Here is a 15,396-nt window from a genome sequence, read left to right as displayed (position 1 = left end):
TGTTTTATAGGATTGGGTACTTTAGCCTGCAATCGATGTTGCTGGGAATGGACTTCTTCCATACAATTAATACTTGAGAGTGATGTTTAAATAGAGTACAACAATATCATGGTGATTATAAGAACAGATTGTTAATAACAAGTTAGAACTATATAATGAAACTTCATTTTCTACATAAATCAGCTGTATCCCAAATACAATATTCCGCAACTGAAGGCAAAGAGTTTCTAAAACTGTGGCACTATCATCCTGAATTGGAACTAGTATATATTGTACAAGGACAAGGAACATTATATGTAGGGGATTTTATTGGACATTTTGAGCAGGACAATATTTTTTTGTTAGGATCGAACCTTCCCCATATGTTCGATAGTGATACTGAACATGACACAACTTCCAAGTCAATAGTCTTGCACTTCAATCCTATATATTTGGACAAATTGGGGACGAACCATCAGTTCGATTTTCTTAAATATATAATTGACATATGTGAAAGGGGAATAATGATAGACAAGTTAAAAAGTAAATTACTCCTGCCCTTATTTCAAGAACTTGCTGATATGCATGATATGGAATCTAATCTACAAGCGCTACGGATTCTTTTTAGGCTTTCTCAGAATAAAAACTTTTCAAAGCTGGGAAGTGCGAATTGGACAGAAAATTTCATAGTTCATGACAATCGTTTAAATAAGGTTCTAGAATATATAATGATGCATTTTAAAGAAGTGATCGATTTGGAGACAGTTGCTGATATGGTAGGCATGAACAAATCCTCATTTTGTAGATACTTTAAGCAAAAGACAAACAAAACCTTTGTCGATTACATAAATAATGTGCGGATAAATTATGCCTGTAGACTTCTAAGGGATAAAAGCAAAAAAAATTCAATATCCTTGGCATGCTTTGAGTCTGGGTTTAACAGTCTTTCCTATTTTGATAGGATTTTTAAAAAACATTTGGGATGTTCGCCATCTGAATATATAGGAAGGGGGCTTTAGTTTTTTATCATTATTTTACATCTATTGGATGGTCTTTGTCGACCTCCTTAACCCTATGTTGTACAAATCATCCCCGGCATCTTTGAATTCAATGTTTGGTAAACAATGTTGAGGTGATAAAAACCACTGATGGAATAGTCCTAGATTTTTACCCACGTTGGTACCAACTTGGGAAGTTTTTCCAAAAACCTTTTTTTGTTTTGGCAGTTACAGTCAAATCAATGGAAGGGCCATCAAATTGCATGAATCCAATACGAGGGCTCTTTTTTTTAAAACTCAAAAACTATGGAAGCGACTACTATTACCAAAAAGGGCCTCAGGGAGTTTAAAATGGAACTGCTGGAGGATATCAATTACATTTCGCATCTGAACGGGTCTTTGGACAGTTTGCCAAGGACGGTCGCTTGAATCCAAGTCATGTCAGGTCTTTATATGACCCCGTTATATTTTTGGAGCAGCTTTTATTTTCGCCCCTAATTTTATACCCGATAGGGCAGAGGTGATGCAAATCTCCAAAATAGGTTGTACGGCAACCTGTCATCGTTACATCAAAGAGCCGAGCCATTACTGCATTGTGTGTCAGTCATCCCATAATCCCTATAAGGATAGGAAAAATCAAGATATTCAATTTTGTGCCAAGTGCTTAACAAAACCAAACTTTTTTCCAAGCGAACCTCTATATGGGGGCATCATGGAATCAACACCTAAGATATATGGGATTCACCATCGATATGTGTATTGATATCATCTGTGCCACCTTCTTTCTTATCCCCTGCCAAGTTTTTGCTGTCAAGCCTTTTTATGTCCATAACCTTACTTTCAAAGACATTTCGAAACCTTGATTTGCTTTTTAATCGGGTCTTATAGGAATAAACAGTATTTATCGACACATCCAAAAACTCGGCGACTTGTGCATTATCCTGGATACCTAACCGATATAGGGCATAAATTCGTAGCTCAGTACTGAGCAGATCCCCTTTTTTTACAAAGACTTTTTCGTTTTCAGGAAATAACCGATTAATACTTTCAATAAACGAGGGAAACAACTGCAGGAATACTTCGTCAAATTGATGAAAAAGTTCATTTCTTTCTTTTTTGGCACTGTACCGTTGCATTACATCAAGAATCTCTTCTGTTTTTTTTGTCCTAACTTTTAAAATAGTGTTTTTTTGAAGGGCCACCATTTTATTGATCAATTGTGAGGTCGCTTTCAAAAAATACGTGATGTAGTCCTGTTTTATAGCATCAGACTCCATTAGGCTTAAATTCATTTGTTGGAGCCTTTCGTTGTTCTTGGAAATTGCTTTTCTAACCTCCTTTTTATCTTTGAGCTGCTTAAAAATGATGGCAAGCGAGACGAGAATGACAATGGAAAGGAGGGTCAGTAGAACCACGGTGTTTTTGAGACTTTTGTTTTTTTGCTCAAGTTTGTACAATTGGGCACTCTCTATAATGGGCAGGATGGCCGATATTTGGTTTCTTCTATGCCTTGCATTATAAAGCTCCGCATCCTTAAAGGCAATCCTTACATATTGGTTTGCTTTGTTCAGTTCTCCGTTGTCATACAACTGGATGGCCAGATTTCTCAAAGCGGTATTTTCTTGGATGGAGTGCTCTATGTCCGAAATAGCTGCCATGGCAAGATAATCAAGGGCTTTATGCGGCCTATTCAATTGACTGTAAACAAAACTAAGGCTGGAAGTGGCTACACCATACATATCTGGTGAAAGTTCGCGATCCAATAACTCCAGATAAATACGCCTTGCCCTATCCCAATTTTGTTGTTTTAATTCTTTGAGTCCTTCGGCCTTTAAAAAATTATCACTGTTCTCCGGTGCATTTTCAAGTGCTTTATTAAGGAGGGCTATACCTTTTCGAATATAATTTATTCTAAACCTTTCATCATCATTGTAATCGGTCAGATCAAAATAGACCCGTGCCATATTGTAATAAAAGTCATATTTATTGGTAGGGTCAAGATGTTTTGTATTGATACTGTTCAGTGTGTCAAGAGCCTCTGTAAATAAGCCCGCCGATATTAGGATAAAGCCCTCGTCTATCTTTGTTTCCGCTATTAAGGAGCTATCCTTTATTTTTTGAGCAAGTCCCTTTGCCTTTTCCAAGTAATAATAGGCAGAATCATACCTAAATGCTCTATATCCTTCGTATAAATGGATGTAGGCCCTGTGAATATCCTTTGTACTGGAGCTTAACTCTTTTTTGAGCGCAATTTGTTTTAGACTGTCAAGTTGGGCGTGCTTCTGTTTTGCATATTTGGTACGTAGTTCAATAGCCTTGTCCAATGCTGAGATAATACTGTCATGGCTTGTATTTTGGGCATTTACAACTGTATACAATATACATGCTAACCATAAAACAATGTTGGATTTCATTTCGTTATGATTTTCTAATCACTAAAATTGGTTACAATTGATTATTACTTTCCTAAAAAGAAAGGTTTAAAATACAATATTCCTCAATAGTACAGTATGTATTTTTTAAAATAAAACCTTGATTTATTTGTTTTCATGTTTGTTTTAAATGATTGATAATTAATAATTTAAAATTATAATGCAGATGTATTTATATTGATTTTTGATTGATTTTTTTTAATGATTCAAGTCCATCGATAGCTTTGACAGTTGCATATAATATGGAATCTCATCTGGCTTTACGATGAGAGGTCAGTTTAAACTAAAGCAAACTAAATGGACAAAAAATTATTAGGAAAATGGGTTGGATCCTATGTTATGGAACCAACCTGGTATTTAGTGGTGTTCTTTACCCTAATGTTATGTTTTTCAGGTCATGCATCAAGTAAGGATCTTAGGGCCTGGCAAAATTCACAAATTCAAATCAGTGGAAATGTTGTAGATGGTCAAGGCATTCCAATGGCTTTCATCAATGTCTTGGAAGAAGGAACCCAAAATGGCGTTACAACGGATATGGACGGTAATTATTCGATTACGGTATCTTCACCTGAAGCTGTTTTGGTTTATTCCAGCATTGGTTTTACCACGCAATCCATTCCAGTGGGAAACCAACGGACAATCAATGTGATCATGCAAGAATCTGTTTCCAATCTGGATGAAGTCGTGGTCATAGGTTATGGTACATCCTCCAAGAGGGATGTTTCCGGAGCTGTGGCTACCATATCCAATGAAGATTTTAATAGCGGGGCCATTACCAATCCGCTGCAACAGATCTCGGGCAAGGCTCCGGGTGTTATTATTAACCAACAAGGGAGTGAGCCGGGATCCACACCGAGTATCAGAATTCGTGGAATCGGTTCTTTGATCGGTGGTAACGACCCCTTGGTTGTGGTAGATGGAGTTCAGGGAAATATGGGCCTTTTAGATCAGATCCCGCCCAACGAAATCAAATCCATTGACATTTTAAAGGATGCATCTGCCACGGCAGTATATGGTTCCCGAGGTGCTCCGGGTGTCATTATAGTGACCACCAAGAACAACAAGAATGGGCAGTCTACTTTCGAGTACACATCGACTGTTGCGATTGACGTACTGTCCAATAAACTGGATGTGCTGGATGCCCAACAATGGTGGGAACAGGCGCAATTATATGGTGTTCCAGCTTCGGCCAATCACGGTTCTAGTACGGACTGGTACGATGTCTTGACCAAATCTGGATTTACACAAAACCACACCATTTCATTTGGAGCCGGTACCGATACTTTCAATTATAGGGCATCGGTAAGTGCTATTTTACAAGAAGGTGTTGTCATCAATTCACAAAATGATAAATACATCGCCAGACTTTCTGCCAATCAAAAGGCATTGAACGATCATTTGAACCTTACGATGAATATTAACACGGGCGTCATAGAGACATCGAACAGTATTCAAAGTATCGGAAGCGTTGGGTTTACATCCAACTTGGTGACCAACTCTTATTTTAAGAGACCCACGGATCCAGTTTTTGATACGGATGGCTCATACTATACGGATCCGAACGTTTTTGAATATCTAAACCCATATGCGGTGGCACAAACAACGGTGGATGAACGGGAGAACAACAATTTGTTCGTGAGCTTGGATGCCGACTTGGATGTGTACAAAGGAATCACTTTGGGATGGTTCGGGAGTTGGAGAAAAACCAATAACACGGTAGGGTTCTATCTTCCGGTAGCCTCAACAGATGCCAATGCAGTAAATCAAAATGGCTTTGCCAATATCAATAATAGCAATGAGGACGAAAAACTGACCAACGTTAGTTTATCCTATAAAAACACCTTTGGTAATCATAAAATAGATGCGTTGGCCTTGTACGAGTGGCAGCAGCAGATGTATCAAGGTAATTTTGCTCAAGCTCGCGGTTTTTTCAATGATGAGACCACATACAATGCATTACAGGGCGGTGACCTGTCCGATGTGCGGTCAGGTGACATCTCATCCTATAAAAATGACCGTAGTCTGATCTCTTTTTTGGGAAGGATAAATTATACCTTATTGGATAAATATCTGATTACCATGAGCTATCGTAGGGATGGTTCCTCGGTTTTTGGTGATGAGAACAAATGGGGGAATTTCCCGGCAGTCTCATTGGCCTGGAGGATTGATGAAGAAGGCTTTATGAAGGACGGTTTTTTTGATCAATTAAAGCTGCGTGGGGGATATGGAATCACAGGGAACCAGCAAGGCCTGTTCCCGCAACAGTCCCTATCATTGGTTAGTCCGAGCGGTGTAACCTATTTTGGGGGTGCGGAGATAAGCAACTTCCAAATTTCCCAAAATTCCAATGGTGACCTGAAATGGGAACGCAAAAAACAGGCCAATGTTGGGTTAGATTTCAGTTTGATCGATTACCGCTTAACGGGGTCTATCGATGCCTTTACCGCAACTACAGACGACCTGTTGTTCAATTATACCGTTCCACAACCACCGTTCCCTTACAATACCATAGCCGCCAATGTGGGAAGTATACGAAACCGCGGTTTGGAAGTTGCCCTTAGCTATGATTTTATCAGGAACGATGACATGCAGCTGACCCTTGGCGGTAACCTTTCCTTGCTGGACAATAAGGTGCTCAATCTAAGTGGCGCCATCGAGGGAGTGGAATTGAATACCAATTATATTCCATGGGGGACCAATTCGTTCCTGATCGAGGGAGAGGCCATAGGTACGTATTCCATCCTCCAGCATTCAGGAATTAATGAAGTAGGGGCCGAAACCGTTCAGGATATCAATGGCGATGGCGTTATTGATCAAGGGACACGAAGCCCTGATAGGGTATTGGAAGGCTCTGCCCTACCTACGTATAATTTTGCCATCAATCCAACCTTCAGGTATAAAAACTTCGATTTTTCCATGTTGTGGAGAGGATCAGGAGGCAATAAGATATACAATGGTCTCAAGCAGAACCTAAGTCGAATGGAAAGTTTGGGTAACTCCAATGTCTTGGAAAGCGCTGTTGATTTAGGCCTGTACACCTCACAATATGGTTCGGACCTATGGTTGGAGGACGGTGATTTTGTACGATTGGAGAATGTGACCGCCAGCTATACTATAAATACCGATAAGCTTGATTATATCAAATCGTTGAGAATATCGCTTACAGCAAACAATTTGTTGTTGTTTACGGATTACTCGGGTGTGGACCCCGAACTTAATTTTAATGGAGCCAATGGGTTCGGGGGAGATTTCGGAATCTATCCAAGAACTTCGAGCGCAGCTTTGGGACTACAAGTAAAATTTAAATAAGAAAAAATGAAACCAAGATATACTACACTTTTAGGATTAATTATTACACTTTTCCTTTTTTCTTGTACGGATGATGTAGAGGAAAATGTTTACGATAAATATCAAGCCGATGAATTCTATTCCACTCCTGAAGGGGCGGATGTAGCCTTGGCCGCTGTTTATGCCAATGTAGTCGGTAATTGGGGAGGCCTTGGTTATGCAGGTGCCGACAATGGTTGGTACGATTTAAACTGTATGACGGCGGATGAGCAGGTGATACCTCATAGGAATACAGGCGATTGGCAATTGGATTTTGCCAGATTGTATAAACACGAATGGCTGCCATCCGACCTGATTGTCAACAACACATGGAATTGGCTCTATCGGGCCATTTTTAGTGCCAACCTTGCCGTTGAACAATTGGAAAATGCCGAAGCGGCCCAGACCAAGATTTCAGAAGCCAAGGTGTTGCGTGCCTTTTTCTATTACCTGTTAATGGACGATTATGGAAATGTACCCTTCTACACCGAAAACAATATTACAGTTGAGGAACTTCCACAGGCAAGTAGACAAGAAGTCTATGACTTTGTAGTCGCGGAACTAGAGGCCAATGTGCCCAATCTATCCGATACCAAGGGAGGGGAATATTACGGAAGGTTCAATACATGGGCGGGATACGCGCTATTGGCAAAAATATATTTGAATGCAGGAGTCTACACGGGAACCCCACAATGGCAAAAATGTTTGGATGCCATTGAATCAATGGAAGCGGGAGGATTTTCACTGCATCCCGGAGCAGCAAACGAATCCAGTCCCAATGGTTATCAATATTATGAGCTGTTTGGAGACCAACTTCCAGAAGATGAAACTATTCTGGCCATGTTTGCGACCGCTAATATAGTATCCAGAAATATCTATACCATAAGAAGCCTTAGTGGCCCACATGCCATGGAACTATTCGGCGTAAGCGGATGGAACGGGGCCATTGTTCCCGAAGATTTTTACAATGGTTATGACAATGCCGATATCAGAAAAGCACAGTTCTTGGTGGGCGAACAACCTGGAGGCGTAACGTATGTGCCCGAAGTGGGTTCGTTGGACAATCCAGGGGCCGATCCTTTTGCAGGGGTAAGGAACATCAAGTTTTATCCGGCTACACCTTTGGATGGAGGGGGAGCATCCAACGACTTTCCGATTTTCAGATATGCGGATTTTATGTTGATGAAGGCCGAATGCCTTGTTAGGCTCAATGATGCCCCTGCGGCCAAACCTTTGGTGGATGCTATAAAACAACGTGCCGGATTGGATGCGTTATCAAACAATCCTACTTTGGAGGATATCTATCGAGAAAGAGGTTTTGAGCTGAACTGGGAAGGTCATCGAAGACAGGATATGATACGCTTTGGAACATTCTTGGAGCCTAATGATTTCAGGGGACAATCGGATGAGTATCGAAAACTGTTTCCGATACCGACATCAGCTATGGATGCCAACCCTAATCTGCAACAAAATCCAGGATATTAAAATTTAGCATTATGAAAATTATCTATAACAATATATGGTTCGCATTCTTGGCATTGATTGGTCTAGGCTTAACCAGTTGTGAAAATGAAGATGACGCTTCGATGTATGTAAACGATGAACTCACCACATTGAAGAAAGTAAATTTTGAAGGAACACCACAAGTATCCCCAAGGGATATCGTTTTGACACAGGAAATGCAGGACGAACCGGCCATAAATGTTTCTTGGAACAAGGTGGTTTACCCTATTGCGGAAGCTCCGGTGGAATACACTTTGCAATTTGATGTGCCCTCTGACACCTTGGGGGAAACAGCATGGCAGAATGCTACCAATATCATTGCAGGAAGCGATGTGCTTGGAAAACAATTGAATGTAAAGACTTTGAATACTATGGCCAAAAGTTTTGGTATTCAAGCGGACACCAAAGGAACCTTGGTTTACCGGGTGCAGGCCTATATGGATAGAGCTATTTTTTCCAAAGCAGGGGCGTTTAAAGTAACGCCGTACAGCGAAACGGTGAGCAGTGCGGTAGTTTATGTTCCCGGGACCTATCAAGGTTGGGACCCGACAACAGCTGCTACCTTGCCCGAGACCAGCCAATCCGGAGTTTTTGAGGGTGTCATAACTTTTGATGACCCCGCGGCATTGGACTTTAAGTTTACCACAGGCCCTAACTGGGACGAAAATTATGGAGGTGATGGTAATGGGAACTTGGTCCAAGATGGAGACAATGCATTTGTTCCTTCCATCGGTTCCTATAAAATTAGGATCAATTTGAATAACCTGACTTGGATGGCCGAACCCTATTCCTTCGGAATAATTGGAACAGCTACCCCTGGAGGATGGGATAGCGATACTGATATGACCTATAATTACCAAGAAGGCCTATGGGAATTTACGGGCGATTTGGTAGCAGGTGCACTTAAGTTTCGATTGAACGATGAGTGGACAGTGAATTATGGTTCGCAGAACAACACCGATTTTGTTGCCTATCTGGACGATCCTGGAGCCCATAATGTCGAAGCTGCGGGAACCTATCGCGTTACCTTTATGATAGACAACGAAGATGCAAGTGTGGCCTATTACACGCTGGAAGCACAATAACTTTAAAATAATGGGAATGTGTCTTTCAATGGCCGTTCCTCTGACAATTATTTTGATTTTCAAATAGAATCTAAAAAAAACAGTAGCAAAAGGGGTGTGGAAACATTCACATCCCTTTCAAAAAAACATATAAAATGAGACATTTAATTTATCTAGTTCTAACCTTGTTCGTTTCTGTGGGCATGGGTGCTTGCGATCAATCCGATGATGGCGTTCAACCGCCGATTAATTCTGACTATACCCAATATGGTACCCTATTTCGCAATGTGCCGGCACCACAGGATATCGTAATTTATCAGGTTAATTTAAGGGCATTCAGTGAGGAAGGAACCCTAGCGGCCGTAACCCAACGCTTGGCCGATATTAAGGCATTGGGGGCCAATGTCATTTACTTGATGCCCATTTATCCCAACGGAATCGAGAATTCAGCAGGAGGCTTGGGGTCCCCATATGCCGTTAGGGACTACAAATCGGTAAGCCCGGAATATGGGGGTTTGGAAGACTTAAAAGCTTTGGTTGATGGAGCCCACAGCCTTGACATGGCGGTCATTCTTGACTGGGTGGCCAATCATACGGCATGGGACAATGCTTGGATAAGCGAGCATCCAGAATATTACGAAACCGATGAAGAGGGAAACATTATATCACCGCCGGACACGGGCTGGTTGGATGTGGCCCAGCTTGATTACAGCAATCAAGACCTTCAGGATGCCATGATCGATGCCATGGCCTATTGGGTTTACAATGCAAACATAGATGGTTTCCGGTGCGATGCCGCAGACTTTGTGCCCGAAGGTTTTTGGACCAAAGCGGTTTCAACAATAGATCAGATCAAAGACCAAGAAATGCTGATGTTGGCAGAAGGGGGAGAGCAAAGACATTTCAATTCTGGTTTTGACTTTATTTTTGGATTCCATTTTTTCGAAACATTGAAGGCTGTTAACAACGGAGAGCCAGCTACTGAACTTCAATCTACACATGCGGCCGAATATCAAAATGTGTACGATCAGGATAAACGTGTTGTACGTTATACTAGCAACCACGATGTAAATTTGAGCGACGGAACGCCAATTGACCTTTTTGGAGGTGTTGAGGGCTCTATGGCCTCTTTTGTTGTTGCAGCTTGCATGAAATCCGTCCCTATGATTTATAACGGACAGGAGATTGGTTATGACCAACGTTTACAATTTTTCACCAAAACCCCTATTGATTGGACACAGGCCAACAATGAACTTTTAGAGGAATATAAACAGATTATCGAGTTCAGAAAAAATAGTCCTGCCATACAACATGGTACCTATTCAGGGTACAGTAGCGACAATGTCGTGGCCTTTACCATGGAAGCTGCCAATGAATCTGTTTTAGTACTATCGAATGTAAGGAACGAGGAAGTATCCTATTTGATGCCCCCAAAACTTAAAGGTGAATGGGAAAATGCTTTGAATGGTTCGTCGATGAATCTAGAAACGAGTGTGAGTCTATCACCTTATTCTTATCTGATTTTAAAAAAATAGGGGGACAGGAAGAAGGCCTACTTTGAAAAACAACCTAAATCCAATTACGATAAAATAATTATGGTAAAAACACCGAAAAACTATTTATGTATCCTTGGGATGATGCTCTTTATGGGACTAATGTCAGCGCAAGAATTAAAATCGCCCAATGGTGCGCTTCAATTGAAAGTTACATTGACCTCTGAGGGCATGGTTCAATACACTCTGGATCTCGACAATAAAGAGGTTATAAAGCCGAGTACTTTGGGCTTGCAATTAAAGAATGCTCCGTCCATGCTCAAAGGCTTCCAGATTGAGGAATCCCATATCAAAGAGGTGGATGAGCATTGGAACCCTGTTTGGGGAAAGCAGAAAACGGTAAGGAACCATTACAATGAACTGGAGTTGAGATTGGTACAGCCGGAGCACGATAACCGGTATATCCGCTTGCGCTTTAGGTTATTTAATGATGGTCTGGCATTTCGATACGAGTTTCCAAAGCAAAAAACACTCAACTATTTTATTATAGAAGAGGAAGAAACCGAATTCGCATTGACAGGGGACCATAAAATATTCTGGATTCCTGGGGACTATGACACACATGAATACCCGTACACCACCTCCAAAATATCGGAGATACCATCAAAAATGAAAGATGCCACGGTATACATTAGCGCTCAGGCCCCGATAGAGCAATTAGCGGTTCAGACCCCTTCCATGATGAAGACCGAAGATGGTCTTTACATCAATATCCATGAGGCTGCCTTACAGAACTATGCCGCCATGGAATTGAACGTGGATGCGGACAATCTTGTGATGAGTTCACATTTGGTGCCGGACGCCTTAGGCAATAAAGGATATATGCAGACCAATACACATTCCCCATGGCGCACCATTATTGTAAGTGATGATGCACGGGACATATTGGCCTCCAATATGATCATTAACCTGAATGAGCCAACTGATTACGAAGATACTTCGTGGATAAAACCTATGAAATACATCGGTGTTTGGTGGGAGTATTTTGTAGAAGGAAAAAGTACCTGGGCCTATGGTACAGAGACCAATGTGAAGCTAGATCAAGATTTTGGCAAATTGACCCCCAACGGTCGCCATGGTGCCACAACACAGCATGTCAAAGATTATGTTGATTTTGCCGCTGCCAATGGTTTTGATGCCGTACTGGTGGAAGGTTGGAACATTGGCTGGGAAGATTGGATAGGAAACTGGAAGGAGAATGTTTTTGATTTTACCACGCCCTATCCCGATTTTGATGTGGAAGCCGTGAATAAGTATGCTCATGATAAAGGGGTTAGAATCATGATGCATCATGAGACCTCGGCTTCGGCGACCAATTACGAAAGACGATTGGATCGTGCATTCCAGTTTATGAAAGATTATGGGTATAATTCGGTGAAAACTGGGTATGTTGGTCAGATCATCCCCCGTGGCGAGCATCACGATGGTCAGTGGATGGTGAACCATTTTACCCATGTGGCTAAGCGTGCCGCCGATTATGGAATCATGATTAACAGTCATGAAGCTGTTAGGCCAACCGGGCTGCACCGTACCTATCCCAATTGGCTGGCCCAGGAATCTGCAAGGGGGACAGAATTTGAAGCCATGGGCGGACTTGCACCGGAACATGCCAGCATTTTGGCCTTTACAAGACTTATCGGAGGGCCTATGGATTACACTCCTGGGATTTTTCAAACCGACCTTTCATATTACGGGAACAATAAGCAACGGGTAAATACCACTTTGGTAAAACAATTGGCGTACTATGTGACCATGTACAGCCCTTTGCAAATGGCGGCCGATCTGCCTGAAAATTACAAACGTTTTCCAGATGCGTTCCGGTTCATCAAAGATGTAGCCGTGGATTGGGACAATAGTTGGTATCTGGAAGCAGAGCCGGGAGATTACGTGACCATAGCCCGTAAGACAAAAGGCAAGGAACAATGGTTTGTAGGAAGTATGACCGATGAAAATTCCAGAACCTCAAAAATTGATTTTGGTTTTCTTCCCGAAGGCGAGAAATATATAGCAACTGTTTATGCTGATGCCAAAGATGCTGATTGGAAGGAGAATCCACAGGCTTATACTATAAAAGAAATTACCATAACCTCAAAAAGTAAGTTGAAGCAATATATAGCTCCTGGAGGAGGTTTAGCAATTAGCATCACGAAGAAACCATAAGATTCTGAAGGTAATAAAGACCAGTTTTGTTTTTATTTGATAGTAGTGCATCAATAGAAGCGCGGTTTTCACCGCGCTTTTTGTTTTTATATATAACCGGGAGAGGTCTGAAAGATTGGACATTTTGCAGGGGGTTGAAGGGCCTTACAGTAATCTTTTGGTTATCACCAAAGATGGAGTGATCTACAGTTTTATAGTATCCTGTTCAGAGAAACTGTCCCAGCGCAATTACTTCGTATCACATGGGAAAAGTATTGATTTTGAGATAGAAAGTTTGGATGTCTTTAAGGTAAACGGAGGTAAAAAAAGGGACGCTTATCAGGAGACGGTTTTAGAGCATTTGCTTTATCACCTTTGTCCCAAGGTTGTCAAAACGGACAAGAACCATCGATATGGTTTCTATAAGCTTATTTCGGGACACTTACGTAGGTTTTCACCTTTTGGCAGCTCTAATTGTACGTGTCTCTTTCTTGAAAATTTTGAAGTTTTATGAGTTGAAGAGTTTTTCCACTTTTTCACGGAATGTTTCCCCAATGGCTAGTTCCCTGTCACCTAAAAAAACACTATTTTTTCGGATTGCGGTGATTTCATCTATGGCCACGATATAGGATTTGTGTATACGAAGGAACAAATGGGGGGGCAGTTCAAATTCCAATTCTTTGAAACTGGTACGTACCACTAGGGGGTGTTCCGCATTTTTGAGATGGAACTTGATATAATCCCCATATCCCTTCATCCATATGATATCGGAAAACTTGATTTTGACTTGGCTGTAGTCCGCTTGTACAAAAAAATGATCTTTTGTTGTCAAGGGTGCGTTTTCTTGGACCTTTTTTAATTGGATGAGTTCCTGTGCACGATGGCATGCTCTGATAAACCGGTCCAAGGCTACCGGTTTTACGAGATAATCGACAATGTCCAGATCGTAACTTTCCACGGCATATTGTTGATAAGCGGTAACAAAGATGACCAAGGGTCTGTTGTGCAAACTGGAGATCAATTGAAGCCCGGTCAGCCCTGGCATCTGGATATCTATGAATAGAAGGTCTATTTTTTCATTTTGTAATACCTCGATAGCATCGAAAGCATTGGAGCAGGACGCTACCAAGTGCAAAAAGGGTATCTTGCCAATATTGTCTTGCAATAGGGCCAGGGCCAGGGGTTCATCGTCTATTGCCAAACATTTTATCATGGTTCCAGGTATAGGTCCAGTGTTACGGTGTACCATCCATTCGATTTATCGACTTTCAAAATTTGCTTGTTCCCGTACAGGAGTTCCAATCTCCTTTTTACATTGACAAGGCCGATACCGCTGACATTGTCCTTTGCCGAATCGTTATCGATATATTTGTTCCTGACCATAAAGCTAAGGCAGTTGTTCGCTGTTTGTAATTTAATCTCTATCACAGGGTTATCCATCATGCCCGAACCGTGCTTAAAGGCATTTTCTACAAAGGGGATCAAGAGCATCGGTTCAATGACATGCCAATCCTCCTTCAAGACCATTTCCGTATGAAGTTCCAATCGATCTCCAAATCTGGTTTGTTGTAGTAGTATATAGCTTTTTAAATAATCGACCTCGCTCTTCAACAACACTTTTTCCCCGTCCGTCTCATAGAGAATATACTGCAATATGGAGGACAACCTCAAAATGGTCGGTTCCAACATATCGCTTTTTAAGCGCACCATGGCCGCCATACTATTGAGTACATTGAGCAGGAAATGAGGGCTGATCTGAGATCGTAGAAAAGCGAGCTCCGTCTTGAGGGTCTCCTGTTCCCTTTCCTTTGCTATACGTTCCATTTGGAGGCGATCGGACACCGTTTTAAAGGCAATGCTCAACAACAGGAAAAAGAGGAAGGGGAACCCGTTGAAAAAAAGGGCACTTATCAATGAATATGGGGGTGTGTCATCAACAAAGGTGTAAATCCAACGGTTGAACGCAATGGCGCTAACAAGCAAAAGTATGTTGTAAGAGCTAAAGTAGAGGTATTTTTTTTTGAAAAGAAAGCGTGGGATCAGAATGATGGAGTTCAAGTAAAAGACCAGTGCCCAAAAAAATGTCATCGATGCGTTGAAAAATAAAATTTTTTTGGTCAATTCTGAAACACCCGCCTCGCCTTTCATCTGCAGCACGACTAGAAAGGGCAAAAAGAAAAAGATGATCCAAACCAGAAAGTGGATGGCCACTTTCCAATATTTTTTAAGTATAGTGTGCTCAAATCGCATGAAACTTGGTATTGGTGCTCAAATATTGGGAACAATACCCTGAAAATACAAAATACCCGATCAATGAAAGCAATCGGTCGATAGGGCACATGCTGTAATAGTGTTTGTTCTGCCCAAGGGTATCTTTGATAAGGGTTGTACAAAAGGTATT

General features: G+C 41.4%; 10 protein-coding genes. 7 read left to right on the top strand and 3 right to left on the bottom strand.

What is annotated here, in order from left to right:
- Positions 1–155 precede the first annotated feature (155 nt).
- Positions 156–998 carry an AraC family transcriptional regulator gene (locus tag GUA46_RS12045; protein WP_176620689.1) on the top strand — a complete coding sequence of 281 codons (843 nt, stop codon included), beginning with the start codon at positions 156–158 and terminating at the stop codon, positions 996–998.
- Between the two features lie 285 nt (positions 999–1,283).
- Positions 1,284–1,406 (top strand): hypothetical protein, encoded by a 123-nt coding sequence (locus GUA46_RS16915; protein WP_262889435.1) that lies wholly within the window; start codon positions 1,284–1,286, stop codon positions 1,404–1,406.
- A 296-nt stretch (positions 1,407–1,702) separates the two neighbouring features.
- Here the strand turns inward: GUA46_RS16915 and GUA46_RS12040 are convergent, their stop codons facing one another.
- Complete coding sequence (locus GUA46_RS12040; RefSeq protein ID WP_176620688.1) at positions 1,703–3,391, bottom strand: DUF6377 domain-containing protein; 1,689 nt, start codon at positions 3,389–3,391, stop codon at positions 1,703–1,705.
- Positions 3,392–3,706: 315 nt separating this feature from the next.
- Between GUA46_RS12040 and GUA46_RS12035 the strand changes: the two genes are divergently transcribed.
- The 5 genes from GUA46_RS12035 to GUA46_RS12015 all read left to right on the top strand — a co-directional run bounded on the left by GUA46_RS12035 (position 3,707) and on the right by GUA46_RS12015 (position 13,016).
- Complete coding sequence (locus tag GUA46_RS12035; protein ID WP_176620687.1) at positions 3,707–6,718, top strand: SusC/RagA family TonB-linked outer membrane protein; 3,012 nt, start codon at positions 3,707–3,709, stop codon at positions 6,716–6,718.
- Positions 6,719–6,724: 6 nt separating this feature from the next.
- Positions 6,725–8,221 (top strand): RagB/SusD family nutrient uptake outer membrane protein, encoded by a 1,497-nt coding sequence (locus tag GUA46_RS12030; protein WP_176620686.1) that lies wholly within the window; start codon positions 6,725–6,727, stop codon positions 8,219–8,221.
- Positions 8,222–8,232: 11 nt separating this feature from the next.
- Complete coding sequence (locus GUA46_RS12025) at positions 8,233–9,324, top strand: SusE domain-containing protein (RefSeq protein WP_176620685.1); 1,092 nt, start codon at positions 8,233–8,235, stop codon at positions 9,322–9,324.
- A gap of 134 nt (positions 9,325–9,458) precedes the next feature.
- Positions 9,459–10,838, top strand: coding sequence for an alpha-amylase family glycosyl hydrolase (locus GUA46_RS12020; protein WP_176620684.1), 1,380 nt, complete (start codon positions 9,459–9,461; stop codon positions 10,836–10,838).
- Positions 10,839–10,898: 60 nt separating this feature from the next.
- Entirely contained in the window at positions 10,899–13,016 is a 2,118-nt protein-coding gene (locus GUA46_RS12015) for a glycoside hydrolase family 97 protein (protein ID WP_176620683.1), read from the top strand.
- 487 nt (positions 13,017–13,503) lie between these two features.
- On the opposite strand, the gene GUA46_RS12010 is transcribed toward GUA46_RS12015, so the two are convergent.
- Positions 13,504–14,208, bottom strand: coding sequence for a LytR/AlgR family response regulator transcription factor (locus GUA46_RS12010; protein ID WP_176620682.1), 705 nt, complete (start codon positions 14,206–14,208; stop codon positions 13,504–13,506).
- The gene (locus GUA46_RS12005; protein ID WP_176620681.1) at positions 14,205–15,245 is read right to left on the bottom strand and encodes a sensor histidine kinase; all 1,041 of its coding nucleotides are present in this window, start codon (positions 15,243–15,245) and stop codon (positions 14,205–14,207) included. The genes GUA46_RS12010 and GUA46_RS12005 overlap by 4 nt, the downstream gene beginning before the upstream one ends.
- Positions 15,246–15,396 lie beyond the last annotated feature (151 nt).

The organism is Flagellimonas chongwuensis (assembly GCF_013376415.1).
In the GTDB taxonomy this organism is placed as follows: Bacteria; Bacteroidota; Bacteroidia; order Flavobacteriales; family Flavobacteriaceae; genus Flagellimonas; species Flagellimonas chongwuensis.
The sequence above is the reverse complement of the archived record's forward strand: the minus strand, read 5'-3'. Positions and strand labels throughout refer to the sequence as shown.

Excerpts from the sequence above, each read along its gene's own strand:
- GUA46_RS12045 (WP_176620689.1), top strand. The coding sequence starts at position 156 with ATGAAACTTCATTTTCTACATAAATCAGCTGTATCCCAAATACAATAT.
- GUA46_RS16915 (WP_262889435.1), top strand. The coding sequence starts at position 1,284 with ATGGAAGCGACTACTATTACCAAAAAGGGCCTCAGGGAGTTTAAAATG.
- GUA46_RS12040 (WP_176620688.1), bottom strand. The coding sequence starts at position 3,391 with ATGAAATCCAACATTGTTTTATGGTTAGCATGTATATTGTATACAGTT.
- GUA46_RS12035 (WP_176620687.1), top strand. The coding sequence starts at position 3,707 with ATGGACAAAAAATTATTAGGAAAATGGGTTGGATCCTATGTTATGGAA.
- GUA46_RS12030 (WP_176620686.1), top strand. The coding sequence starts at position 6,725 with ATGAAACCAAGATATACTACACTTTTAGGATTAATTATTACACTTTTC.
- GUA46_RS12025 (WP_176620685.1), top strand. The coding sequence starts at position 8,233 with ATGAAAATTATCTATAACAATATATGGTTCGCATTCTTGGCATTGATT.
- GUA46_RS12020 (WP_176620684.1), top strand. The coding sequence starts at position 9,459 with ATGAGACATTTAATTTATCTAGTTCTAACCTTGTTCGTTTCTGTGGGC.
- GUA46_RS12015 (WP_176620683.1), top strand. The coding sequence starts at position 10,899 with ATGGTAAAAACACCGAAAAACTATTTATGTATCCTTGGGATGATGCTC.
- GUA46_RS12010 (WP_176620682.1), bottom strand. The coding sequence starts at position 14,208 with ATGATAAAATGTTTGGCAATAGACGATGAACCCCTGGCCCTGGCCCTA.
- GUA46_RS12005 (WP_176620681.1), bottom strand. The coding sequence starts at position 15,245 with ATGCGATTTGAGCACACTATACTTAAAAAATATTGGAAAGTGGCCATC.